Genomic DNA, 24495 nt, shown 5'->3' on the forward strand with positions numbered 1-24495 from the left:
AATGTTATCGTTTGAATTCCTACCAATGGATAGGTAAAACCGGGTGCAAATATACAAAGAGTTTTGTCTTTGGCAAGAGGTATCGAAAAAAATATTTTAATAAATCCATTCTTTCAAAAAGCTAGGTTTTCCCTAATTTTGCCCGAATCAAATTCCATGGGTTTATTGTTCTTGATCAATTCTAAATTATAGGCAAACCCAATTTATTCTAATCATATTTAAAGATGTTCAATAAAAACATAAAACTTGTCATTGCCGGGCTTATCATTGCGTATGCCATATACCAATTTATAGAGGGAAATATAGGTAACGGAATTTTCTTGATTCTTCTCTCGCTCATTTTCATCTTCCTGTATTTTAGGAACGAAATCATCCTATTGGCCTTTTTAAGGATGCGGAAACAAGATCTTGCCGGCACCGAAAAATGGCTTTCCAAAATCAAAAATCCAGAAAGTGCCTTAATAACAAAACAGCAAGGCTACTATAACTATCTTCATGGGATTATCCACTCCCAAACCAACCTGACCCAGGCCGAGAAATATTTTAGAAGAGCTCTGAAACTAGGCCTCACAATGGATTATGATGTTGCCATGGCAAAACTGAGCCTTGCCGGAATATCAATGCAAAAACGCAGAAAAAGGGAGGCTACCACCTTGTTGAACGAGGCCAAAAAATTGGACAAGAACAATATGCTCACCGAACAGATCCGAATGATGCAGCAACAAATGAAGAAAATCTAAAAGCGTTCCTTAATTACTTTGTTTCCTTATAATATCCCTTATTTGGGATTTCAATAGCGTACTTTTTACGTGAACTATTATTAAGATGCGGTTCCCGTAGCCAAGGATTATGTCTTTTTAAAATTTTGTAGTTGATTTCATATTGCTGGGCAAAATCGGCAAAGCTGGCAACGGGTTCGTCGATTTCCACGGTAAAAGTGGGTACTGCGGTATAATAGTCGTCTTTTTCCAAATGAAATCCATATTTTTCGGGATTGGAAAGTATTTCCTTAATGGCAAGGATTCTAAATACGTACCTTCCTGTTTCATCGCCCAATAATAAATCCCAGTAGTTATCAACTTGCTGGATTCCCATATACTTATTGATAGAACCTGGACCTGCATTGTAGGCCGCCGCTGTCAAGGACCAACTGCCATATTTATCCTTCCATCTGTTTAAATATTTGCAGGCTACTTCGGTGGATTTTTCTAAATGGTACCTTTCGTCCACGTTGGAATTGATTTCCAGCCCATATTCCCTTCCTGTCTCCCGCATGATCTGCCAAAAACCGGTAGCTCCGGCAGGCGAAACAACATTGGTGAGTCCGCTTTCGGCAACGGCCAAATACTTAAAATCGTCAGGGATGCCATTTTTGGCCAGAATGGGTTCGATAACAGGAAAATATTTATGGGCACGCTTCATCAATAATAGCGCGTTCGATTGCCAATAAGTATTCACCAAAAATTCACGATCTATACGCTCCATAATCTCCGGATCTTCCTGGGGAACAATTTCGCCCGCGAAATTTAAATCTTGGGGGATATCAATAGATGAAATGCGGTACTCAGACGCAACGTTCTTTTCAATAGAATCATTGGCAACCACTTTTTTAGGGTCGTTATTTGAAAACTCGGTGGATTTCGTTGCAAAGACCAAGGTGCCAACAATAAAAAACACACCGCAAAACATGAGAATATTTTTTAAAACTTTCATAGTCATAGAGGGTTTAGAGATACTCAAAGGTATTAATAGAACTATCTTAATCCAAAATAATTGTGGGCAGGTGCTCATTAAACCATTTTGCTCTGTGAATGATCATGGTATGGGTGGCGTTTTTGACTACCGTACAATTGTCAATGTTCGAGATTGGAAAAACGGCATCCTTATCACCGTGTATATGGACAAGGTTCTTTGGGTACTCCATCTGGTTCCAGTTTACGGTTTGATGAATGCACCAGTCTATATAGCGCTTATCCCGTATGGAAAGATATTTTTCATACAGTTCCAATCGCTTTACCACGGTTTCACCAAAGGCGTATTTTGCCAAAAGTTCCACATTGTTCACCAATCCCGTGGGCAGTAATTTATGGACCTGTGTGTAACGCGCAAATACCATCCGTTTGGGCAATTCGCTTTTCAGCTTTACACTTGAAACGATGATGATTTTTTTAACCGATATATGTTTTGCCATTTCCTGAACCAAGATACCCCCCAAAGAAACGCCTAATAGTATAGGGTTTGGGTGTACAATACGCTTGGTCATCTCTTTGGCGTATGCTCCTAGGGACTGACCTTTTTCAGGGACAAACCAGTCCAAAAAATGCATTTGAAAATTTTCTTCAGGAAGCTTTATATATTCGAAAATGGTATGGCTTGCTGCCATTCCTGGCATAAAATAGACATGTTCTTTTTTATCCATCATAGAGGCAAATGTCATATAAAACTAGGAATGTAGGGAAATTTTTGCTAGTTTTGAACATAATTATGTTGATAACTTTTATAAATCAGCAGGTTTCTTTTAAAAGAATTGAATTGCGATTTGGGAACATCGTATTTTTTGTCTAAACCAAACACTTAAATCAACTATATGAATAATGTAATTATTAAGGACAACGCTTTCTTGCGCCAATTTGAAACGACAATTAACGGCCATCTCGCTAAAATTGAGTATTCCTCCCAAGAAAGAAAAGTCTTTTTAACAAAGCTGGTAGTTCCTGAGGAGGTAGATCAAGAAGGCTTCAAAGAAGATTTTATTAAATCCGTTCTCAATCACATCCAAGAACAAAATTTAAGAGTGGTTCCCACGAGTCCTCAAATAGCGGGATTCCTTAGAAAGAATAGACAATATAAGGAGATGTTGCCGGTGGGCATCAGAATCTAATTTAAAAGCTCCAAAATGGAGCTTTTTTTATGCGATAACTTCTGCATTTACAAAACCAATAGTTACGATTCCGTCCTCCGCGATTTCCTTCAATCGTACGTTGTGGAGAGTATTTACCAGTTCAGGATTCCAAGGGGTTTTTACCTTTACATAGTTTTCCGTGAATCCATGAATATAGCCTTCCTTGTTCTCCCCTTCGAAAAGCACCTCCAACTCCGCACCCAACTGACTTTCGTAAAAGGCCCTTCTTTTTTTAACCGATAAGGCCCTCAGCATTTTGCTGCGTTTATTCCTGATTTTTTTTGGCACCACGCCCTCCATGGTCGCTGCCTCCGTATTGTCCCTTTCCGAATACGTAAAAACGTGCAGATAGGAAATATCCAGATCCTTTAAAAAATTATAGGTCTCCAGAAAATGTGCATCGGTCTCGCCCGGAAAACCAACGATAACATCCACGCCAATGCAACAATTTGGTATCACCTCCTTGATTTTCTTCACACGATCAACGTATAAATCTGTTAAATACCGACGCTTCATAAGCTTCAAGAGCGCATCACTGCCACTTTGTAAGGGTATATGGAAATGGGGCACAAACCGATCGCTTTGGGCTACAAAATCGATTGTTTCATTTTTTAAAAGGTTGGGTTCTATGGACGATATCCGTAACCTATGGATACCATCTACATATTCCAAGGCCCTAACCAAATCCAGAAAAGTATGTTCGTGTCTTTTATTTCCGAATTCACCCTTGCCGTAATCCCCGATATTCACGCCCGTCAACACAATTTCCTTAATACCTTGTTCGGCAATTTCCTGAGCGTTCTTGAGTACATTTTCCAAGGAATCGCTCCTGGAAATTCCCCGCGCCAGCGGAATGGTACAGTACGTACATTTATAGTCGCACCCATCTTGGACCTTTAAGAAAGCCCGGGTTCGATCACCAATGGCGTAGCTTCCCACATAAAAATCGGCTTCCTGGATTTCGCAGGAATGCACTTCGCCCATAACGTTTTTGGACAGATCGTTGACATAATCCGCAATGTTGAATTTCTCGGTGGCTCCGAGAACCAAATCCACACCGTCGACTGCGATAAGTTCCTCAGGCTTTAACTGGGCATAGCAACCAATGGCCGCAATAAAGGCCTGTGGATTTGATTTTTGGGCCTGTTTTACAATGGTCTTGAACTTTTTGTCCGCATTTTCAGTCACGGAACAGGTATTTATGACATACATGTCCGCCTTTTCGTCAAAACCCACCCTGTCAAAGCCCTCTTTTACCAAACTTCGGGCAATGGTAGAAGTTTCGGAAAAATTTAGCTTGCAGCCTAAGGTGTAAAATGCGACTTTTTTGTTCATAACATTCGTGTTCGATTTAGTAATTACGCCATTTTTTGGTGATTTCAAAAACATGGTTCAAAATATCGGCATCGGCATCTGTAAATTCCACACCTCTTCTGGCCATCATAACCTTTGCGGCCTCAAAGGCCTTGTTGGGCATGTAGGTACTAAACCCAGAAGCCCCGCCCCAGCTAAAACTCGGCACAAAATTCCTAGGAAACCCGGGGACGTAAATATTTGAATTTACGCCGATTACCGTTCCCGTATTGAACATGGTGTTGATGGCAGTTTTACTGTGGTCGCCCATCATCAATCCACAAAATTGTAGTCCGGTCTGTTCGAATTTTTCGGTTGCATAATTCCATAACCGCACCTTGGCATAGTTGTTCTTAAGGTTGGAGTTGTTGGAATCCGCCCCAATATTACACCATTCGCCCAATACGGCATTCCCCAAGTAACCTTCATGGCCTTTACTCGAGTATCCAAAAATAACCGAATTGCTGACCTCGCCACAAACCTTGGAATACGGCCCAATGGTAGTAGCGCCATATAATTTCCCTCCCATTTTTACAATGGCATGGTCGCAGAGCGCCAGTCCACCGCGGATAAGGCTTCCCTCCCAAATTTCAGCGTTCTTGCCAACGTATATAGGTCCATCGGTAGCATTCAAAATACTATATTCTACCTTAGCCCCTTCTTCCAAAAAAATTCGTTCCGGACAGATGAGACTATTGGTTTTTGATATGGGCCGACTTTCCCTGCCCTTGGTTAAAAAATCAAAATCCTCCTGTAGGGCTCTTTCATTGAGCGAAAAAATGTCCCAGGTATTTTTGACCTGGAACAAATCAAAATCATAAACAATTTCTTTGTACCCGCTCCAATCACCCTCGCTATGGACATTAGCAGACCTATATGCGATTATGATGTCGTCTTTTTTTAACACTTCCCGTTCCTTCAAACCTTTGACATTCTGAAGTAAGTCGGCACTGGGCAGTATACTTCCGTTAAGAAAAATATTATCCGATTGTAAAACCATCGGGAATTTAGCCTGTAGATACGCTTCCGTTTGGTAGCTACATGAGGTACTTAAATACGCCTCCCATTTTTCCTTGATGGTCATGATTCCAATACGAACATCGGCCACCGGCCTTGTAAAAGTAAAGGGTAAAAGATGTTCCCGCACCGGACCATCAAAAAGAATATAGTTCATGGATATTTTTTTTCAAAATTAATCATTAGACCAGGACTACCTATCCCATTCCAGTCTAAATGCCTAAAAATTAGATGCCATCCAATAAAAAACGCCTCCAAAATGTGGAGGCGTTGATTATCTTAAGAATAAAATAAGTCCTATTCCTCTTCTTTCGTTTCGGGTTTAGAGAATTTCTTGTATTTATTTTTAAACTTGTCAATCCTACCAGCGGTATCCAAAAACTTGGCCTTACCAGTATAGAACGGATGTGAAGTTCTTGAAATTTCTAATTTAACCAACGGATATTCAACACCGTCAACTTCTAAAGTCTCTTTTGTATCCGCTGTAGATTTGGTGATAAAAATGTCTTCATTAGACATGTCCTTGAAGGCTACCAATCTATAATTTTCTGGGTGTATTCCTTTTTTCATGTTAAAATCATTATCGCACCCATTCCAACGGGCACTTATTTTAAGGCTGCAAATTTAGTCAAATTATTAGAATTGCCAATTTATTAAAAGGAAAAAACATAAAATAAAATGATGCTATTTTGTAACTATTTTACTTAGCCCTATACAAATTAGATAATCAACTTTTAAAACTTAAAAACAATGGAAGAAAATAAACCAAAAACAGGTAAGTATGCTTTGAACTATGGCCTTTTACTGGGAGGCGTAGGAATAATTTTCGCGTTCATGTTGTATACGGCCGATATGCATTACCAAGGAGGAATCGCGGTGATGTTGATAAGTCTTGCGCTTACTATAGCGGGTATCGTTTTGGCGATGATACAATTTAGAAAGGCCAACGGTGGCTTCATGTCATTTTCCCAAGCCCTTAAGGTGGGCGTTGGGGTGAGCTTGATTGCTGGAATCATTGGAATTATTTTTAATCAAATTATGGCCAATGTCATTGATCCCGATATGATGGCCAAAGCCATGGAAATGCAGAGAAATCAACTTATGGAGACTACCTCAATGACTCCAGAACAAATCGATGCGCAAATGGAAATGGGTAAAAAATTCTCCACTCCAACGATGCAGGTAGTTTTTGGACTTGTATTTAGCCTATTCATTGGATTCGTTATTTCACTAATCTCTGGACTGATTCTAAAAAAACAGGAAGAATAGAACTAATTTGTATTTTTGAAGGGAATTCCTAAAGTAAACAATGCAGTTATCCATAGTCATTCCCTTACTGAACGAGGAAGAATCGCTCAAAGAACTTCATGATTGGATTGTATCCGTGATGCAATCCAATCATTTTTCTTATGAAATACTGTTCGTGGACGATGGTAGTACTGACGGTTCCTGGAGTATCATTTCTCAATTATCCGAGCTAAATCCCTATGTAAAAGGAATTAGGTTTCTAAAGAATTTTGGGAAATCCCAGGCATTGCACGCTGGATTCAATTTGGCCAAAGGCGACGTTATTATCACGATGGATGCGGACCTACAGGACAATCCCGAAGAAATTCCAGAATTATATAATCTTATCCAATCCAAGGAATATGATTTAATTTCCGGTTGGAAAAAGAAGCGATACGACTCCCTAATATTCAAAAACCTACCCTCCAAACTTTTTAATTGGGCGGCCAAAAAAACATCAGGTGTAAAATTGCACGATTTCAATTGTGGTCTAAAGGCCTATAACAAGTCGGTCGTAAAAAGCATAGAAGTATCCGGGGAAATGCACCGATACATTCCGGTATTAGCGAAGAATGCCGGTTTCAACAAAATAGGTGAAAAGGTCGTAAAACATCAGGCCAGGAAATATGGGCATACCAAATTTGGAATGGAACGCTTTATCAACGGTTTTTTGGATTTGATAACCATTTGGTTCGTTTCCAGATTTGGAAAAAGACCTATGCATTTATTTGGCGCTTTGGGCGTTTTGATGTTCATTATAGGTTTCGGTTTCGCACTATATTTAGGAATAGATAAACTTTTCTTAAACCCATTTGGTCGTTTGATTACGGATAGACCTGAATTTTATATCTCCTTGATTTCCATGGTAATCGGTACGCAGTTATTTCTAGCCGGATTCATCGGTGAAATAATAACCAGATCGAAGCGAAACGAACCCCGTTATCATATTTCCGAAGAATTAAATTTGAACTCGGAACAAACACAATATTCTTTGTAAATTTAAATAACACTTAAAACCAAAAATTACATGGATACCATTCTGGAAACCGCAAAAAGTTGGCTTACCGATTTTTTTGACCCAAAAGTAAAGGAAGAAATACAGCACCTTATTGATAACGACACAGAAGAACTTAAGGACCGCTTCTATAAAAATATGGAATTTGGTACAGGTGGTATGCGTGGTGTTATGGGGGTTGGAACTAACAGAATCAACAAATACACATTGGGTAAAAGTACCCAAGGACTCAGCAACTACCTCAAAAAAGTTTATGCCGGCGAAGATATAAAAGTGGTCATAGCATTTGACTGCCGCCATAACAGCGACACCTTGGCAAGAACGGTGGCGGAGGTATTTTCGGCCAATGGCATCCATGTATATTTATTTTCAGAATTACGCACTACGCCAGAATTGTCCTTTGCAGTAAGACACTTGAACTGCCATGCAGGAATCGTGCTTACGGCATCGCATAACCCACCGGAATATAATGGTTACAAGGTCTATTGGACGGATGGAGGACAAATTGTACCTCCCCAGGACGGTGAAATTATATCCGAAATAAACAGTCTCGGTTTTGAGGATATCAATTTTAATGCCGATGAAAGCTTGATTACAGTAATCGATACCGATGTGGACGAAGCATTTATTGAGGCATCGGTCAAGAACGGTAACTTCAATGCTGCCGGAAAGGACGATTTTAAGATCGTGTTCACTTCCTTGCACGGAACTTCGATTACCGCCATCCCCGAAGTATTGAAAAGAGCAGGGTATGAAAATGTAACCATAATTGAGGAACAAGCAAAGCCGGATGGTTCATTCCCCACGGTAAAATCTCCTAACCCAGAGGAATCCGAAGCCTTGTCCATGGCCGTTAAAAAGGCAGAGGAAATTGGAGCGGATATGGTTGTGGGTACCGACCCCGATAGTGATAGACTGGGAATCGCGGTCCGTAATTTGGAAGGCAAGATGCAGATTGTCAACGGAAACCAGGCTATGGTACTTATGACCAAATTTTTATTGGAAAAAAGAAAGGAAAAAGGATTCAAAGGCAATGAATTTATAGCCACGACCATCGTTTCCACACCCATGATGGAGGTGATGGCCAAAGCGTATGGCGTAGAATTCAAAACGGCCTTGACCGGCTTTAAGTGGATAGGAAAGATGATCAAGGATTTCCCCCAATCGGATTTTATTGGAGGCGGTGAGGAAAGTTTTGGTTATATGGTGGGCGACTTTGTGCGTGATAAGGACGCTGTCACTTCTACCCTATTGGCCTGTGAAATCGCCGCCCAGGCAAAGGCGAATGGCAGTTCCTTTTACAAAGATCTTATTGATTGTTATGTTGATTATGGATTCTATAAGGAACATTTGATTTCCCTTACCAAGAAAGGGATGAGCGGTGCAGAGGAAATCAAACAAATGCTAAAAGATTTTAAGGAAAACCCTGTTGAATCCGTAGCAGGTTCCAAAGTAAAATGGATCGAGGACTACAATACGTCCACGGCCAAAAACGTGCTGACAGGGGAAGAAAAATCAATCGATATCCCAAAATCCAACGTGTTGATATACGAAACCGAAGATGGCACACGAATCGCTGCAAGACCCAGTGGCACGGAGCCCAAGGTGAAATTTTATATCAGCACCAACACAAAATTGGACAAGGCAGCGGACTTTACTAAAGTATCCGCACAGTTGGATGCAAAAATCAAAAGCATCGTTAGCGAGCTCAATTTAGGTTAATGGATTATTTTAAGAAGATTCTGCTTTTTGCGAAACCCTATCGCAAATATGGATATCTGAACATCTTTTTCAACATTTTATATGCGCTTTTCAGCGCGTTATCCTTCGCGGCCCTTATACCCATGTTGGATGTTCTGTTCGATAAAACAAAACAGGTATATCGGGCACCCCAATATCAGGATTTGGGACATTTGAAGGATTACCTACAAGAATACATAAATTACAGGGTCACTGCGTATTCCGGAAACGATGAGATGAAGGGCTTGATTCTAGTAATTGGGTTGGTTCTAGTATTATTCCTTCTTAAGAACTTGTTCAACTACTTGGCCATGTTCTTTATTACCTTTTTACGAAATGGCGTCTTAAAGGATATCCGAAATAGGATGTACGAAAAGGTGGTGGAGCTACCAATTTCCTATTATTCCGAAAAAAGAAAAGGGGATGTAATCGCAAGGATAACCTCGGATGTATTAGAGATTCAACATTCCTTTCTTTCAATTCTGGAACTTATTGTACGTGAACCTCTTACAATTTTGTTTACAATATTGATAATGTTCGGGATAAGCTTTAAACTGACCCTCTTTGTATTCATTTTTATTCCCATTGCAGGTATGATTATATCAAAGATTGGAAAATCCCTTAAAAAGCAATCGGATAACGTACAACGGGAACAAGGCGAATTTTTATCGATTATAGAAGAAACTCTGGGTGGACTGAGAGTCATCAAGGCGTTCAATTCAGAATCCAAATTTTACAAAACTTTTTCAAGTTCTACGGAACGGTTCTTCAATTTTAGCAATACGCTATTGAATCGTCAAAATTTGGCCTCTCCTACAGGTGAGTTTTTGGGCATCCTGGTCATTGGTGTATTACTGTGGTTCGGTGGAAAAATGGTATTGATCGACAAAACTTTAGATGCATCCTCTTTCATAGCCTATATGGGTTTGGCCTACAACATCCTAACCCCTGCCAAAGCCATCAGTAAAGCTTCCTATGGCGTTAAAAAAGGGAATGCCGCGGCCGAACGTGTTCTGGAAATTTTGGAAACCGAAAACCCAATCTCTGAAATTGAGAACCCGGTTGTTAAATCCCACTTCCTCCAACAAATTGTGCTTAAAAATATCTCCTTTAAGTATGAAGATGAATACGTGCTGAAAAACTTCAATTTAACGGTTCCAAAAGGGGCCACAGTTGCTTTGGTAGGTCAATCCGGTAGCGGAAAAAGTACCATTGCCAATTTGGTGACCAGATTCTATGATGTGAATGAAGGGGAAGTTACCATTGATGGCACCAACATTAAGCATTTTTCAAAAAAGTCCTTGCGAAGTCTGCTCGGCTTGGTGACACAAGACTCCATTTTGTTCAATGATTCCGTGAAAAACAACATCCGATTAGGCAAGGAAAATGCCACCGACGCGGATATTATAGAAGCGGCCAAAATAGCGAATGCCCACGATTTTATAATGGAACTTCCAAACGGGTATGATACCAATATTGGGGACGGCGGCAATAAATTGAGCGGCGGACAAAAACAGCGTCTTTCCATAGCACGGGCCGTTCTGAAAAATCCCCCGATCATGATTTTGGACGAGGCCACTTCCGCCTTGGATACGGAAAGTGAACGCTTGGTACAGGACGCCCTCGAAAAAATGATGCGAAATAGGACTTCTATAGTCATTGCGCATCGCTTGTCAACCATCCAAAATGCAGATACCATTGTAGTTCTGAACAAAGGCGAAATAGTGGAACAAGGAAGCCATAACGAGCTTTTAAGCCAAAACGGTACCTACAGGAAATTGGTGGAAATGCAGTCTTTGGGATAATGGTCGTTGGTTGTTGGCTGTTTAAAATGCATGGCACTATTCGCATTACACTAGGCACTTTGCATACTATTGTTCATTGTTAATTGATTAATTCGTAATAGAAATTGTTCAATACTGACTGTAAACCGAATTCTGCTAAGGACTACTGGACTACTGCCATTAACTTATGACTTTTAACTTTTCGCTGTCGGCGTTTGGCTGTTAGCTGTTAGTTGTTAGCTGTTAGCTGTTAGCTGTTAGCTGTTAGCAAGATAACTTTTAACTTTTCATTCTTCACTTTTCATTTTTCACTTTTCATTAAATCACTATCTCACTATTTCACTTAACCACTAAAAACTAAACCTTTTCGTACTTTAGTAGTCATAGTACAAAAAGCTTTCGGTTGATTGCAGAGGAAACCTTAGTCCAGGAATTAAAATCAAAGGAGACACAGTCCAAGGCCTTTGAGCAACTGGTTGCGAATTATAAGGAACGTTTATACTGGCATATCCGCAGAATTGTACTGAATCATGATGATGCTGATGATGTGCTTCAGAATACCTTTATTAAGGTGTATCGGAATATTGACAGCTTTAAAGGAGAAAGTAAACTGTTCTCATGGATGTACAGAATCGCGACCAACGAATCGTTGAGCTTTTTAAAACAACAACGAACTAAACTTGGAGTGACCGATGATGAATACCAAGACAAAATGATAAAAAATTTAGAGGCCGATGTTTATTTTGAAGGCGATGAGATTCAATTGAAACTGCAAAAGGCAATCGCTACCCTGCCTGAAAAACAGAAATTGATTTTCAACATGAAGTATTATGAGGATTTAAAATATGAAGAGATCTCCGAGATTTTGGATACCACCGTTGGGGGACTAAAAGCCTCTTATCATTTAGCCGTAAAAAAAATAGAGGGTTTCATCAAAGGCGATTAAACCTTTTAATGAATTGAGAGTCATAGTAATAAGATGAACGAGAAGAACACAAATAAAAATCCTTTCAGCACACCAAAAGGCTATTTCGATAGCTTTGAGGAAAGTCTTAGGGATAGGTTGGCAAAGGAAAGCTCATCTATTCCCCAGCAAGAGGGTTTTAGGGTCCCTTCATCTTATTTTGAGGATTTTCAGTCCAAGCTTACCGCCAGACTAGAAGAGGAGAAGACCGTTCCAAAAGTCATACAGTTTACACCATTCAGGAAATTTATGACCATTGCGGCGTCCATTGCGGCAGTAACCTTCTTGGCCATTGGAATAAATTGGGGTAATATCGAAGAGCTTAGTTTTACCGATTTGGCAAATTCCGAAATCGAAGCCTATTTTGACGATAATGAGCTGGATCTTTCCTCCGATGAAATCGCGGAGGTACTTCCTGTCGATACCTATGAAATTAACGATTTCGTACAACCACAATTAAACGAGGACAATCTGTTGGATTATCTCAATGAAAATGTGGAGTATTTTGAAGAATTAAATTTAGAAAACAATGATTAGACTATTTATAGCCATATTGATGTTGTTTACGACCCTGTCTTTTGCCCAAGATAAGTCCAGGGAAAAGATTAAGGCTCTCAAGGTGGCCTACTTGACCGAGCATCTGGAACTTTCTAGCAAAGAGGCACAGGAATTTTGGCCAGTTTACAACGAATATGAAGAAAAAAGACATGAGTTGAGACACAAGCAATGGGTGGAGATAAAAAGCAAACTTAAAGACGTAGGGAGCTTGAACGAGGAGGAGGCTCAATCCCTCTTGTCCGCTTATCTTAAAATTGAGGAAGAGGAGGAAGAATTGGAAAAAGATTTCCTTAACAAGGTAAGTAAGGTAATTTCGGCGAAGAAAACCTTGGTCCTAATGCGTTCTGAAGAAGATTTTAAACGGCAGTTGATAAAGCAGTACCGCCATAATAAAGGCGGACGCTAGCATGTTCAAAAAAGAGATTTTAGACCTGACAGGTTTCCAAAACCTTTCAGGTCTTTTTTTAGTATCATTTTTAAGGAAAAGTTGCCTGAAGGCAAACTTTGGTCATCTAAAAATCAGCTTGGAAATCCGATGCTTTCCAGCGGCATAGGCCACGGAATCCGATAAAAATCGGATGGTATAAAAACCTTCCTTGCTAAGCTGTGTCCATGCATCTCCCCCATCCGAGGAATAGGAAATGCCATGAAAACCGACTGCCACGATCGCTTTTCCATCGCGATTCGGCACAAATTGAATACAGCTCCTATAACCGGGATACTGACCATCGGCAATAAGCTTCCATGTTTTACCTCCGTCTTCCGTTTTCATCTTGTTTTGGGTAGTTACCTCCGGCTGGGTGTAATCCCCTCCTATGGCAATTCCTAAATTTTGATCGTAAAAGTCGATGGAATAGATACCTTGTGTGGCAACTTCATTTTCCATAGGGGTCCCAATTCTATTCCAAGTAGCTCCCGTATCCATCGTATGATAGATGCTACCGGTGGTCGTGGCTATCCAAGCCTGATTTCCCATAACTTCAATATTGGTGTTGCTCGCTGCAAAGGCTCCTTCGCCTTCCGTTCCCTCAGGAAGTTCATCACAAGGGATCTTTCTCCAAGTCGCTCCGCCATCCCTGGTTATTATAACACTCAAACATCCGTCCACGGTATCCCCAACGGCCAGGCCTTCCAAATCGTTCCAAAACACCATGGAATCATAAAAAACGGTTTCGCCAACTTCGGTATATACCAATTCCATTTGCCCGTTGTCATCTGTTTTATAAAGCAATGCCGGACTCCCAACGGAAAGCATGAAAAAATCGGAATTCGTATGAGCAACGGCCCTAAAGGAGGGTACAATGCTATCGTATTTTATAGTATTGGACCGGATCTTTCCAGAAGCAACATCTACAGTACCGTACACGCCGTCACTACCTGCAAAGGCCAAGGTATTTTGATCTAAAAATTCGATGGCCCGTATGCTGACGGAATCCAAAAAAACATCCTCCACTTCCACGGTTGTAAAAATCTTGATATTTTCTTTTTTGGAACACGAGATAAAAACAAGAAGGAAAAATCCGAAGAAGGCTAAGGGGCGCATGTGTACAAAGTTTCTCAAAAATAAATGGAATCCACTCTAAAACAATACCTTTGCACCCTTAATTTTTTCTCATGAAGTTGCATAGAAACTTGGTATTCGCCGTAATTGATGCTTTGAACCTGATTTTTAATGAGGGAGAGTATGCGGATAAGGTTGTCCAAAAAGTGTTGAAGTTCGATAAGCGCTGGGGAGCACGGGACCGAGGGTTCATTGCGGAAACCACCTATGAAATGGTTCGATACAAAAGGTTGTATGCCGAAATTGCCGAGGTGAAAGCACCTTTCAGCAGGCCCGACCTTTTTAGAATGTGGGCGGTATGGGCCGTTTTGAGCGGAATTAAATTACCCGATTGGAAACAAATTGAACCCACTCCAGAAAGAAGGATCAAGGGTCGGTTTGACGAACTTTCCAAAATTCGAAAATACAGAGAGGCAATCCCTGATTGGATCGATGAATTGTGTGCCAAAGCCTTGGGGGAGGAACTTTGGACGGCCGAAATCGCAAAATTAAACGAGCCTGCCGAAGTCATTCTTAGAACAAATACCCTTAAAACCACTAAAGAAAAACTTCGAAAAAAACTTTTGGACGAAGGCATCGTTACCGAACCCATTAAAGGATATCCCCTCGCCCTTAAGCTTCCGGAACGGGCCAACGTATTCGTAACCCAAAGTTTTAAGGATGGACTTTTTGAGGTACAGGATGCCTCTAGTCAATTGGTAGCGGAACTTTTGGACGTAAAACCAGGGCAACGCGTTGTGGATACCTGTGCCGGTGCGGGAGGAAAATCCCTGCATTTGGCCGCACTGATGGAAAACAAAGGACAGCTAATTTCCATGGATATTTACGGCAGCAAGCTCAAGGAACTTAAAAGACGTGCCAGAAGAAATGGAGCGCATAATATAGAACCTAGGGAGATTACGTCTACCAAGGTCTTCAAAAAGTTGTACGATAGCGCGGACAGGGTCTTGATCGATGCTCCCTGTACTGGTCTTGGGGTACTTCGTAGAAACCCCGATACCAAATGGAAACTACAACCCGAGTTTCTGGAAGAGATTACCAAGACCCAACAGGAAATCTTGAGAAGTTACAGCAAGATCGTAAAAGCGGGTGGTAAGATGGTCTATGCTACGTGTTCCATATTGCCACAAGAAAACTCGGAGCAGGTGAAGATCTTTTTGACATCTGAGGAAGGGAGCAAATTTACACTGGTGACCGAAAAGAAAATATTCGCCTCCAAAAGCGGCTTTGACGGCTTTTACATGGCCTTATTACAAAAAGAAACAGCCAATTAACCGAACAATGGCAATTGTTGGTCCCCTTGGGTAGCGGTTTTTTTGCCGGATGGTTTCTCCGCAGGTTTTTGTCCCCACTTTTTCATGGCTTGAACTAACGGCATGAGGGTTTTGCCTTTGGCCGTGATGGTATACTCGACACGCGGTGGAATTTCCGCATACATCTTGCGTTCCAGGATTTGTGATTTTTCCAATTCCTTTAATTGCTTGCTCAACATTTGCTTGTTGATACCTTCTATGTTCTTTAGAAGCGTTGAGAACCGGTTGATACCCATGGAAACCCTATAAAGAATAATCGGCTTCCATTTGCTACCTATTTCCTCCATACAGGCGGTTACGGGACAATATTCGGATGGTTTGTTCAAAACTGTAGAATTTAAAATGTAGGTAATACTTTGATACACCCCAAATATAAAACATCGGTCTAAATTATAGACCGATGTTCGTTACTATTTTTTACTTAAAAAGTTATTCTTTGACAGTGGGATATTCCACGCCTAATTGTTCCAAATAACTGTCGTATTTGGTTTCGTCATAGTAATATTTTTGAAGCTCCTCCCTAAACTGGCCCTGCTTATCCGTATTCAAATAAATCGGTGGCATATCGGTTTCGGCGATCATTGGTTTATAGGTAGTTTCCTTTTGTTGTACGTTTTTAAAATAGTCCCAGGCCCCTTCTAGAAGTTCCGGCTTCGTTAAAAAATCCACAATGGTCATGGCTTCCGCCTTGGCCCCGGCAACTACGCCTTTATGGGCAATGGGCGTGGCCATGGCGATTGCATTACTCCAATGGTGTCCCTGCAAGCCGGGAATATTGGACGGAAACCGCATGGTCACGGTTGGTACTTTCCATGAAATATCGCCAATATCGTCAGAACCGCCACTTACCGGCTCTTCCACCGGAAGTCCAAGGGGATCCAATTCCATTGGCAAACCTTCAATTTTTTCGGAACCGACCTCTGTCTGTACGGCCTTGGCCAAGGTTTGGTCGGCCTCTGACCATTGCGGGAGTCCCACTTGCTTGATATTGTCATACATGGTTTCCGCAATGACCTTGTTATAATGTCTTGGCCACGCAGTTCCAAGTACTTTGGAGCTCATGGTGGTACCTGTCATCAAGGCAGCTCCCTTGGCCATATCATTGGCAAGGGCATACATTTCCATAATTCCTTCATACTTTATGTCCCTAAAATAAAACCAGATAGCGGCCTTGGATGGCACTACATTGGGCTGATCTCCAGCATCGGTAAAAATGGAGTGTGATCTTTTTAAGGGATGTAAATGCTCCCTTTTGTAGTTCCAGGCTATGTTCATCAGTTCGGCAGCATCCAAAGCACTTCTTCCGCGCCAGGGCGAACCGGCGGAATGTGCCGCCTCTCCTTCAAAGGAATACTCCACGGATATCAATCCGGTACCCCTGGTGGGTCCGTAGGAGACTCCTAAATTGTTCCCCACATGGGTAAAAATACACATATCGATATCATCGAAAAGACCATCGCGCACATACCAAGCTTTGGCGGCTACCAGTTCCTCGGCGATACCCGGCCAAAGTATCAAGGTTCCCCCAATGTTCTCCTTTTCCATAATTTCCTTTACGGCGAGGGCCGACATGATATTCAGGGGAATACCGGCATTGTGTCCTTCACCATGCCCGGGGGCGCCATCCACAATAGGTTTGTGATACGCAACCCCAGGATACTGCGACGCCTTGGGAATACAATCCACATCACTTCCCAAAGCGATAACAGGACCTTCCCCATTGCTCCATTTCGCGAACCATGAGGTGGGTATGCCGGACAATGAATGTTCAATTTCAAAACCATTTTCCTGCAATACCCCCGTTAGGTATTTGGAAGATTCCTCTTCTTGAAAGCCAAGTTCGGCAAAACTAAAGATCTTGTCCACCATCACCTGGGCCATCTTTTTATCGGTTTCGATCAAGGCATTGGCCTCAGACTTAAATTTCTCAATTTGTTTTTTGGAATACTTTTTCTGGGCAAAGGTCAGCATGGCACAGGAAAGGCACATGACAAACGTGCATAGTCTTTTAGTCATTTTGGTCGATTTTGAATTAGTTTGTAAAAGGTAGTGAATTATTAATTTGTAGGTTTTAGCCGCCGCTAATATTTAAGGGATTAATATTTAGATGTACTAAATTTCAATTTTTTTAAATTTTGATTCTCAAAAATGAGATAATTTTATGGGTGCCGAATAGCAAAATGAGAAATGTACCCTTTACCTTAATAACCCTTCTTCTATATTCTTGTATTTTATTTCGTGAGAATGGCATCGATGTAAATATCACCAATACTACCGAACAAAGCATTACCAATATCGTTGTAAAAACTTCGGAGAATACAAATAGTCTGGTTATCGAACGATTGGGTCCAAAGGAATCCATATCCGGATTTCTAAAAATGACGCATGCCAAGACCGATGGAAGCTATGTAGTATTATACAATAAAGCGAGTGGACAAACAATTGAAACCGTGGGAGGATATTATAGTAACGGAATTTCCTTTTTGGAATTGATGCGTATTGAAATACAACAGGATACAGCCTTGATTCACTTTACAGAAAAACCTTAGGGATGATTTTTATATCAACAAAATTGGTTGAAAACTGTCTACCGCACACTAGGAAAAACAAGGGTTAAAATCGTAATTTTGCATTTTCCAATTTGCAAAAGAAACGTACCGATATGATTCACTTTTTTGGAAACCCGGCAGCCAAAATTTTTGCCGTCCAAACCACCCAGGAAATCACGCTGGAAAATGAAAAGAAATTGACATGGTTGTTCGGCAACCAACCCAAAATACATGTGGCGTCGCTGGACGCCTTTTTTGTTGGGCCACGTGCCGCCATGATAACCCCATGGAGTACGAATGCCGTTGAAATCACCCAAAATATGGGGATTACGGGCATTCTAAGGATTGAGGAATTCAACGCCGTATCTGAGGATTTTTCCGATTTTGACCCCATGCTTTCCCAAAAGTACAAGGGCATCGGTCAGGCTATCTATGATATCAACATACTTCCGGAACCCATTTTGGAAATAGCCGATATTGCCGGTTATAACCAAAAGGAAGGTTTGGCCTTGAGCGATGAGGAAGTCGCCTATTTGGAAGGTCTTTCCAAGAAAATGGGAAGGAAATTGACGGATTCAGAGGTATTCGGTTTCAGTCAGGTAAACTCGGAACATTGTCGGCATAAAATTTTCAATGGCACATTTATAATCGATGGCAAGGAAATGCCATCGAGTCTTTTCAAGCTCATAAAAAAGACGAGTCAGGAAAACCCCAACGATATCGTATCGGCCTACAAGGACAACGTGGCCTTTTTAAAAGGGCCCAAAGCCATACAATTCGCCCCAAAATCGGCCGACAAACCCGACTTTTACGAAGAGAAGGAGTTTGATTCCGTGTTGTCATTAAAAGCCGAAACCCACAATTTCCCTACCACGGTTGAGCCCTTCAACGGGGCCGCAACAGGTTCCGGCGGGGAAATTAGGGACCGCTTGGCAGGTGGCAAGGGATCATTGCCCTTGGCAGGTACGGCGGTATACATGACGGCATTTTCTAGGCTCGAAAAAGAAAGGGAATGGGAACAGGCCATGCCAGAGCGAAAATGGCTCTACCAGACACCTATGGATATATTGATTAAAGCCTCCAATGGGGCATCGGACTTTGGGAACAAGTTCGGGCAGCCGTTAATTGCAGGTTCCGTCCTTACATTCGAGCACGATGAAAAAGACTCGGTCCTTGGAGCGGAAGCCAGAAGATTGGGCTACGACAAGGTAATCATGCAAGCGGGCGGAATAGGTTATGGAAAAGCGGAACAAGCCTTAAAGGACACTCCGAAAAAAGGGGATAGAATTGTCATTCTTGGCGGCGACAATTACAGGATAGGCATGGGAGGTGCCGCTGTTTCCAGCGCGGATACGGGTGAATTTAGTTCCGCCATCGAATTGAACGCCGTACAACGTTCCAATCCAGAAATGCAAAAACGTGCCGCCAACGCAATCAGAGGCATGGTCGAAAGTGAAAACAATAGTATTGTTTCCATTCACGATCACGGTGCCGGAGGCCATTTGAATTGCCTATCGGAATTGGTTGAAGAAACCGGGGGCAAGATAGATTTGGACAAATTGCCCGTGGGCGACCCTACACTCTCTGCCAAGGAACTCATTGGAAACGAATCCCAGGAACGCATGGGACTCGTCATCGGACAAGAAAATGCGGCACTTTTAAAAAGGATTGCCGATCGTGAACGTTCGCCTATGTACGAGGTGGGCGATGTAACCGGGGACGACCGATTTACCTTTGAATCCAAAACGACGGGTGCAAAACCTATGGACGTGCAATTGGGGGATATTTTTGGAAGTTCCCCAAAAACGACAATGAGCGATGTTTCCGTCAAAAGGTCCTACAAGGAACCTGAATATGGATTGGAACACTTTCACGAATATTTGGACCAAGTCCTGCAATTGGAGGCCGTAGCCTGCAAGGATTGGTTAACAAATAAGGTGGACCGTTGCGTTGGGGGGCGTGTGGCAAAGCAACAATGCGCCGGGCCCTTGCAACTTCCGTTGAACAATGTTGCGGTCATGGCCTTGGACTTTAAGGGAACCGAGGGCATAGCTACGAGTATTGGCCACTCCCCTATTTCCGGGTTGATCGACCCAGCCGCAGGTAGTAAAAATAGTATTGCCGAAGCTTTGACCAACATCATCTGGGCCCCGTTGAAAGACGGATTAAAGTCTGTTTCTTTATCCGCCAACTGGATGTGGCCCTGTAAAAACGAAGGCGAGGATGCACGGTTGTATCAGGCTGTCCAAGCGGTCTCGGATTTTTCCATCGCCCTTGGCATCAACGTTCCAACGGGAAAAGATTCCCTTTCCATGAAGCAGAAGTACCCGGATGGGGATGTAATCGCACCGGGCACCGTAGTGATATCGGCAGCGGCAAGTTGCAACGATATCAAAAAGGTAGTGGAGCCTGTATTGCAAAAAAATGGAGGTTCCATTTACTACATCAACCTTTCCAGGGACGTTTATAAACTAGGTGGTTCTTCGTTTGCCCAAGTACGCAATTCCATTGGTTCTGAAGCTCCTACCATTCAGAACGACGATTATTTTAAATCGGTTTTCGACCTGATACAAACCTTGATTCAAAACGAGCAAATCCTCGCAGGCCATGATGTTGCGTCTGGAGGACTTATAACTACCTTGTTGGAAATGTGTTTTGCCGATACCCATTTGGGAGCTGATTTGGACCTGACCGATTTGGGAGAATCAGATACTATTAAATTGTTATTTTCCGAGAATGCGGGTATCGTCTTCCAACTTCGGGATAACCTGGTCGAAAAATTACTGGTCGATGCCAATATCGACGTAAAGAAAATAGGAACGGTGACCGATACGCCCGAACTTACCATCAAAAACGGTGGTATGGAAATGGGACTGAACGTTGCTAGCCTGCGGGATACATGGTACAAGACTTCCTATTTATTGGACAACAAACAAACGGCCAACGGACTTGCCAAGGACCGGTATGAAAATTACAAGAACCAATCCTTAAACTATACATTTCCGAATTCAGGACCCATCAAACTTCCTAGCCGAAACCTTGCCGAAGGACAGACCAGGCCCAAAGCGGCGATTCTTCGTGAAAAAGGAAGTAATTCCGAACGGGAAATGGCCAATGCCATGTATCTGGCCGGATTCGATGTGAAAGACGTTCACATGACCGATTTAATTTTGGGCAGGGAAACCTTGGAGGACATCCAATTTTTAGGTGCTGTAGGAGGCTTTTCAAATTCCGACGTTCTGGGGAGTGCCAAAGGCTGGGCGGGAGCGATCAAATACAATGAAAAGGCCAATAAGGTCATCAAGGACTTTTTTGCCAGGCCCGATACCTTATCCATTGGAATCTGCAATGGATGCCAATTGTTCATGGAATTGGATTTGATAAATCCGGAGCACGATATACATGGAAAAATGACCTACAACGACTCCCACAAACATGAAAGCAACTTCACTTCGGTGAAGATACTGGAGAACAACTCGGTCATGCTCTCCACATTGGCGGGCAGTACTTTGGGCGTTTGGATTTCACATGGTGAAGGCAAGTTCAAATTACCCAAAAACGAAAGCGAGTATGGCATTGTAGCAAAATATGGGTATGAAGGCTATCCAGCAAACCCAAATGGCAGCGATTTCAATACAGCCATGCTTTGTGATAAATCGGGCAGGCACTTGGTAACCATGCCGCATATTGAGCGATCCACATTTCCCTGGAATTGGACCTATTATCCATCGGACAGAAACGATGAAGCTTCTCCATGGTTGGAGGCCTTTATGAATGCCAGGGAGTGGGTTATATCAAACAAATAAAGGAATTATTTATAACGGTTAATTTGATGCTATTAAGACCTGTCAGGTTTTAAAAACAAGACAGGTCTTGTCCCCAAAAACAGCTACTAAACATTGGTATTGCCATATAAGGGAACGGCCACGGGAATACGTTAAGAAAAACAACCAATTGCATTTCATTTTCATTTACCATATTCATAATTATTAACAGGTAATTTTAATAGTACCTATTTAGAATCCCAAGTTCTTTCATTATTTTGCAAAAAAGTTTTACAAACCGACTATGCAAAAAGTTACCCGCCTCTTCGATTTTCCTTATTATCAATTGGAAAACCACCCATTGCAGAAAGCACTGGTCACCAAATACGATGGAAAATGGATTTCCACATCCACCCAAGAATATATTGATAAAGCAAATGCGATTAGCCGTGGACTATTACGACTTGGCGTAAAACCCAACGATAAAATCGCCATCATCTCCATGACCAACCGTACGGAATGGAACATTATGGATATTGGGGTTTTACAGTTGGGTGCACAAACGGTGCCCATTTACCCTACCATTTCGGAAGAGGATTATGAATACGTTTTAAACCACTCAGAGGCTACGTATTGCTTTGTTTCCTGTGCCGAAGTGCTTGCGAAAGTCAATGCCATCAAATCGCAATTAAAACATGTTAAGGGAGTTTACAGTTTTGAAACCTTGAACGATTGTGATAATTGGCAGGCCGTACTTGACTTGGGCAAGGACGATTCCAATCAGGCCGAAGTGGATAAACTAAAAGAACAGGTCAAGGCAAATGATCTGGCCACGTTGATTTATACCTCTGGTACCACCGGAAGGCCCAAGGGGGTTATGCTTTCCCATAATAACATTGTATCCAATGTCATTGCAAGCGAACAACGGGTACCTTTTAACGCCGGTGCGAGTGCCCTGAGCTTTTTACCGGTGTGCCACATTTTTGAACGAATGATTTTATATCTGTATCAATACTGCAGTATTGAAATCCACTTTGCGGAAGGCCTGGACAAAATCAGTGATAACATCAAGGAGGTAAAACCCAATGTAATGACGGTCGTACCCCGACTTTTGGAGAAGGTTTATGACGCCATCATCGCCAAAGGAAGTGCTCTGACGGGTATCAAGAAAAAGCTCTTTTTCTGGGCAGTATCCGTAGGACTTAAATTTGAACCTTATGGTGCCAATGGATGGTGGTACGAGCAGCAATTGAAACTGGCCCGTAAATTAATTTTTAGCAAATGGCAAGAAGGTCTTGGGGGCAACCTAACAACGATGGTTTCAGGAAGTGCCGCCCTTCAACCAAGGTTGAGCCGAGTGTTTGGAGCGGCAGGAATTCCTGTAATGGAAGGCTACGGACTTACGGAAACCTCGCCGGTAATTTCGGTCAACCAGGAAAAAGGAGGTGGATGGAAAATTGGTTCCGTAGGTAAAATCATCGATAAGGTAGAAGTGAAAATCGCGGACGACGGCGAAATCCTTTGCAAAGGTCCCAATGTAATGTTGGGCTATTATAAGGAACCTGAAAAAACCGCTGAAGTATTGAAAGATGGCTACTTCCATACTGGTGACATTGGTGAAATAGATGCCGACGGATTTCTACGGATTACGGACCGAAAAAAGGAAATGTTCAAAACCTCTGGGGGCAAGTACGTAGCACCACAATTATTGGAAAACCGATTCAAACAATCCCGCTTCATTGAACAGATCATGGTCGTAGGCGAAGGTGAGAAAATGCCCGCCGCCTTGATACAACCAGATTTCGCTTTCCTGCATGATTGGGCGACCAAAAAAGGGCTAACAATCCCAGAGAATTCTGATATTATACTAAATCCCGTGGTGTTGGAACAATACCAGACCGAGGTCGATTTGGCAAACGAGCAATTCGCGAAATGGGAAAAAGTGAAGCAGTTTAGGCTCACGCCAGATGTTTGGAGCATTGAAGGTGGTCACCTAACCCCTACCATGAAACTACGGAGGAAAATCGTTAAGGAAAAGTACATAGACCTGTACAACGATATCTATGGGCATGGATAAATCTAAATGAAATCGTCCCCGTCTAAAATCGTGGCCAGAAAGTAATTCTGCTTCGCAAATCAAATAGGGAATTTCAAAATTTCATAAATTTATTATGCATGCATAATAAATTTTTATATATTTGGTAACCAACTAAAAAACCTTATGAAGGAAGTTACCATTGACTACGCCCTACGTGCTACATGGCAGGCAGTAGCAAGAATGTACAATGAGGAAGCAAAGAACTTTGAGACTACAATGGCTATCGGTTTTACTTTATTGAGCATTGACCCTAAGACGGGCACGCCTTCCACTTCATTGGGGCCAAAAATGGGAATGGAAGCGACCAGCTTGTCCAGAATCTTAAAAAGTATGGAAGAAAAGGGACTGATCGAAAGAAAACCGAATCCAGCGGATGGCCGTGGAGTTTTGATCTATCTTACAGATTTTGGACTGGAAAAACGAAAGGATTCCAAGGATGTGGTACTTCAGTTTAATGAAGTGGTAAAAAACCATGTATCCGAAGAAAAATTAAAAAACTTCTTTGAAGTGACGGAGGTCATTAACAAACTTATTGTTGATAAAAAGATTTACACAAAAAACGCAACAACTAAATAATACAGCTTTATTCA

At 41.9% G+C, this 24495-nt stretch carries 22 protein-coding genes; 14 read left to right on the forward strand and 8 right to left on the reverse strand.

Annotated features, from left to right (window positions below):
- Positions 1-224 precede the first annotated feature (224 nt).
- Positions 225-740 carry a DUF2892 domain-containing protein gene (locus FEK29_RS13480; protein WP_138258965.1) on the forward strand — a complete coding sequence of 172 codons (516 nt, stop codon included), beginning with the start codon at positions 225-227 and terminating at the stop codon, positions 738-740.
- A 13-nt stretch (positions 741-753) separates the two neighbouring features.
- Here FEK29_RS13480 and FEK29_RS13485 read toward each other — a convergent pair whose 3' ends face one another.
- Both FEK29_RS13485 and FEK29_RS13490 read right to left on the reverse strand, forming a co-directional pair.
- Positions 754-1713: a lytic transglycosylase domain-containing protein gene (locus FEK29_RS13485; RefSeq protein WP_138258966.1), complete on the reverse strand. Its 960-nt coding sequence runs from the start codon at positions 1711-1713 to the stop codon at positions 754-756.
- Between the two features lie 46 nt (positions 1714-1759).
- Positions 1760-2422, reverse strand: coding sequence for an alpha/beta hydrolase (locus tag FEK29_RS13490; protein WP_138258967.1), 663 nt, complete (start codon positions 2420-2422; stop codon positions 1760-1762).
- 165 nt (positions 2423-2587) lie between these two features.
- Between FEK29_RS13490 and FEK29_RS13495 the strand changes: the two genes are divergently transcribed.
- Complete coding sequence (locus tag FEK29_RS13495) at positions 2588-2881, forward strand: GNAT family N-acetyltransferase (RefSeq protein ID WP_138258968.1); 294 nt, start codon at positions 2588-2590, stop codon at positions 2879-2881.
- A 27-nt stretch (positions 2882-2908) separates the two neighbouring features.
- On the opposite strand, the gene mtaB is transcribed toward FEK29_RS13495, so the two are convergent.
- From mtaB to FEK29_RS13510, 3 genes are all read right to left on the reverse strand, one after another.
- Positions 2909-4237, reverse strand: a complete 1329-nt coding sequence (gene mtaB, locus FEK29_RS13500) for a tRNA (N(6)-L-threonylcarbamoyladenosine(37)-C(2))-methylthiotransferase MtaB (protein WP_138258969.1) — start codon at positions 4235-4237, stop codon at positions 2909-2911.
- 16 nt (positions 4238-4253) lie between these two features.
- A complete protein-coding gene (locus tag FEK29_RS13505; protein ID WP_138258970.1) occupies positions 4254-5429 on the reverse strand; it encodes a GlmU family protein in 1176 nt (391 codons plus the stop codon).
- Between the two features lie 140 nt (positions 5430-5569).
- The gene (locus tag FEK29_RS13510; RefSeq protein ID WP_138258971.1) at positions 5570-5842 is read right to left on the reverse strand and encodes a type B 50S ribosomal protein L31; all 273 of its coding nucleotides are present in this window, start codon (positions 5840-5842) and stop codon (positions 5570-5572) included.
- A 180-nt stretch (positions 5843-6022) separates the two neighbouring features.
- Between FEK29_RS13510 and FEK29_RS13515 the strand changes: the two genes are divergently transcribed.
- The 7 genes from FEK29_RS13515 (at position 6023) to FEK29_RS13545 (ending at position 13026) form a co-directional block, all read left to right on the forward strand.
- On the forward strand, positions 6023-6541 hold the full coding sequence (locus FEK29_RS13515) for a DUF4199 domain-containing protein (protein WP_138258972.1): 519 nt from the start codon (positions 6023-6025) through the stop codon (positions 6539-6541).
- A gap of 40 nt (positions 6542-6581) precedes the next feature.
- Positions 6582-7556, forward strand: a complete 975-nt coding sequence (locus FEK29_RS13520) for a glycosyltransferase family 2 protein (RefSeq protein WP_138258973.1) — start codon at positions 6582-6584, stop codon at positions 7554-7556.
- A 30-nt stretch (positions 7557-7586) separates the two neighbouring features.
- Positions 7587-9296, forward strand: coding sequence for a phospho-sugar mutase (locus FEK29_RS13525; protein WP_138258974.1), 1710 nt, complete (start codon positions 7587-7589; stop codon positions 9294-9296).
- Complete coding sequence (locus tag FEK29_RS13530; protein ID WP_138258975.1) at positions 9296-11119, forward strand: ABC transporter ATP-binding protein; 1824 nt, start codon at positions 9296-9298, stop codon at positions 11117-11119. The genes FEK29_RS13525 and FEK29_RS13530 overlap by 1 nt, the downstream gene beginning before the upstream one ends.
- A 382-nt stretch (positions 11120-11501) precedes the next feature.
- Entirely contained in the window at positions 11502-12044 is a 543-nt protein-coding gene (locus tag FEK29_RS13535; RefSeq protein ID WP_138258976.1) for an RNA polymerase sigma factor, read from the forward strand.
- A 33-nt stretch (positions 12045-12077) separates the two neighbouring features.
- Positions 12078-12599, forward strand: coding sequence for a hypothetical protein (locus tag FEK29_RS13540; protein WP_138258977.1), 522 nt, complete (start codon positions 12078-12080; stop codon positions 12597-12599).
- Positions 12592-13026, forward strand: coding sequence for a hypothetical protein (locus FEK29_RS13545; protein ID WP_138258978.1), 435 nt, complete (start codon positions 12592-12594; stop codon positions 13024-13026). Before FEK29_RS13540 ends, FEK29_RS13545 begins: the two co-directional genes overlap by 8 nt.
- A gap of 102 nt (positions 13027-13128) precedes the next feature.
- Here the strand turns inward: FEK29_RS13545 and FEK29_RS13550 are convergent, their stop codons facing one another.
- Positions 13129-14163 carry a WD40/YVTN/BNR-like repeat-containing protein gene (locus FEK29_RS13550; RefSeq protein WP_138258979.1) on the reverse strand — a complete coding sequence of 345 codons (1035 nt, stop codon included), beginning with the start codon at positions 14161-14163 and terminating at the stop codon, positions 13129-13131.
- A gap of 71 nt (positions 14164-14234) precedes the next feature.
- On the opposite strand from FEK29_RS13550, the gene FEK29_RS13555 reads away from it, so the two are divergent.
- Positions 14235-15455 (forward strand): RsmB/NOP family class I SAM-dependent RNA methyltransferase, encoded by a 1221-nt coding sequence (locus FEK29_RS13555; RefSeq protein ID WP_138258980.1) that lies wholly within the window; start codon positions 14235-14237, stop codon positions 15453-15455.
- Here the strand turns inward: FEK29_RS13555 and FEK29_RS13560 are convergent.
- Together FEK29_RS13560 and FEK29_RS13565 are read right to left on the reverse strand one after the other, a co-directional pair.
- Entirely contained in the window at positions 15452-15820 is a 369-nt protein-coding gene (locus FEK29_RS13560) for a winged helix-turn-helix transcriptional regulator (RefSeq protein ID WP_205123421.1), read from the reverse strand. The genes FEK29_RS13555 and FEK29_RS13560 overlap by 4 nt on opposite strands.
- A 103-nt stretch (positions 15821-15923) precedes the next feature.
- Positions 15924-17510, reverse strand: coding sequence for an amidohydrolase (locus FEK29_RS13565; RefSeq protein ID WP_138258981.1), 1587 nt, complete (start codon positions 17508-17510; stop codon positions 15924-15926).
- 164 nt (positions 17511-17674) lie between these two features.
- Here FEK29_RS13565 and FEK29_RS13570 point away from each other — a divergent pair, with 164 nt between their 5' ends.
- The 4 genes from FEK29_RS13570 (at position 17675) to FEK29_RS13585 (ending at position 24481) form a co-directional block, all read left to right on the forward strand.
- Positions 17675-18043: a hypothetical protein gene (locus tag FEK29_RS13570; protein ID WP_138258982.1), complete on the forward strand. Its 369-nt coding sequence runs from the start codon at positions 17675-17677 to the stop codon at positions 18041-18043.
- A gap of 113 nt (positions 18044-18156) precedes the next feature.
- Positions 18157-21849, forward strand: a complete 3693-nt coding sequence (purL, locus tag FEK29_RS13575; protein WP_138258983.1) for a phosphoribosylformylglycinamidine synthase — start codon at positions 18157-18159, stop codon at positions 21847-21849.
- Positions 21850-22111: 262 nt separating this feature from the next.
- On the forward strand, positions 22112-23884 hold the full coding sequence (locus FEK29_RS13580) for an AMP-dependent synthetase/ligase (RefSeq protein ID WP_138258984.1): 1773 nt from the start codon (positions 22112-22114) through the stop codon (positions 23882-23884).
- Positions 23885-24028: 144 nt separating this feature from the next.
- Complete coding sequence (locus tag FEK29_RS13585; protein ID WP_138258985.1) at positions 24029-24481, forward strand: MarR family winged helix-turn-helix transcriptional regulator; 453 nt, start codon at positions 24029-24031, stop codon at positions 24479-24481.
- Positions 24482-24495: the final 14 nt, after the last annotated feature.

It is taken from the genome of Maribacter aurantiacus (assembly GCF_005780245.1).
GTDB classification, from domain to species: Bacteria; Bacteroidota; Bacteroidia; order Flavobacteriales; family Flavobacteriaceae; genus Maribacter; species Maribacter flavus.

What these genes read in the sequence shown, in the direction of transcription:
- FEK29_RS13480 (WP_138258965.1), top strand. Translation starts at nt 225, where the DNA reads ATGTTCAATAAAAACATAAAACTTGTCATTGCCGGGCTTATCATTGCG.
- FEK29_RS13485 (WP_138258966.1), bottom strand. Translation starts at nt 1,713, where the DNA reads ATGAAAGTTTTAAAAAATATTCTCATGTTTTGCGGTGTGTTTTTTATT.
- FEK29_RS13490 (WP_138258967.1), bottom strand. Translation starts at nt 2,422, where the DNA reads ATGATGGATAAAAAAGAACATGTCTATTTTATGCCAGGAATGGCAGCA.
- FEK29_RS13495 (WP_138258968.1), top strand. Translation starts at nt 2,588, where the DNA reads ATGAATAATGTAATTATTAAGGACAACGCTTTCTTGCGCCAATTTGAA.
- mtaB (WP_138258969.1), bottom strand. Translation starts at nt 4,237, where the DNA reads ATGAACAAAAAAGTCGCATTTTACACCTTAGGCTGCAAGCTAAATTTT.
- FEK29_RS13505 (WP_138258970.1), bottom strand. Translation starts at nt 5,429, where the DNA reads ATGAACTATATTCTTTTTGATGGTCCGGTGCGGGAACATCTTTTACCC.
- FEK29_RS13510 (WP_138258971.1), bottom strand. Translation starts at nt 5,842, where the DNA reads ATGAAAAAAGGAATACACCCAGAAAATTATAGATTGGTAGCCTTCAAG.
- FEK29_RS13515 (WP_138258972.1), top strand. Translation starts at nt 6,023, where the DNA reads ATGGAAGAAAATAAACCAAAAACAGGTAAGTATGCTTTGAACTATGGC.
- FEK29_RS13520 (WP_138258973.1), top strand. Translation starts at nt 6,582, where the DNA reads ATGCAGTTATCCATAGTCATTCCCTTACTGAACGAGGAAGAATCGCTC.
- FEK29_RS13525 (WP_138258974.1), top strand. Translation starts at nt 7,587, where the DNA reads ATGGATACCATTCTGGAAACCGCAAAAAGTTGGCTTACCGATTTTTTT.
- FEK29_RS13530 (WP_138258975.1), top strand. Translation starts at nt 9,296, where the DNA reads ATGGATTATTTTAAGAAGATTCTGCTTTTTGCGAAACCCTATCGCAAA.
- FEK29_RS13540 (WP_138258977.1), top strand. Translation starts at nt 12,078, where the DNA reads ATGAACGAGAAGAACACAAATAAAAATCCTTTCAGCACACCAAAAGGC.
- FEK29_RS13545 (WP_138258978.1), top strand. Translation starts at nt 12,592, where the DNA reads ATGATTAGACTATTTATAGCCATATTGATGTTGTTTACGACCCTGTCT.
- FEK29_RS13550 (WP_138258979.1), bottom strand. Translation starts at nt 14,163, where the DNA reads ATGCGCCCCTTAGCCTTCTTCGGATTTTTCCTTCTTGTTTTTATCTCG.
- FEK29_RS13555 (WP_138258980.1), top strand. Translation starts at nt 14,235, where the DNA reads ATGAAGTTGCATAGAAACTTGGTATTCGCCGTAATTGATGCTTTGAAC.
- FEK29_RS13565 (WP_138258981.1), bottom strand. Translation starts at nt 17,510, where the DNA reads ATGACTAAAAGACTATGCACGTTTGTCATGTGCCTTTCCTGTGCCATG.
- FEK29_RS13570 (WP_138258982.1), top strand. Translation starts at nt 17,675, where the DNA reads ATGAGAAATGTACCCTTTACCTTAATAACCCTTCTTCTATATTCTTGT.
- purL (WP_138258983.1), top strand. Translation starts at nt 18,157, where the DNA reads ATGATTCACTTTTTTGGAAACCCGGCAGCCAAAATTTTTGCCGTCCAA.
- FEK29_RS13580 (WP_138258984.1), top strand. Translation starts at nt 22,112, where the DNA reads ATGCAAAAAGTTACCCGCCTCTTCGATTTTCCTTATTATCAATTGGAA.
- FEK29_RS13585 (WP_138258985.1), top strand. Translation starts at nt 24,029, where the DNA reads ATGAAGGAAGTTACCATTGACTACGCCCTACGTGCTACATGGCAGGCA.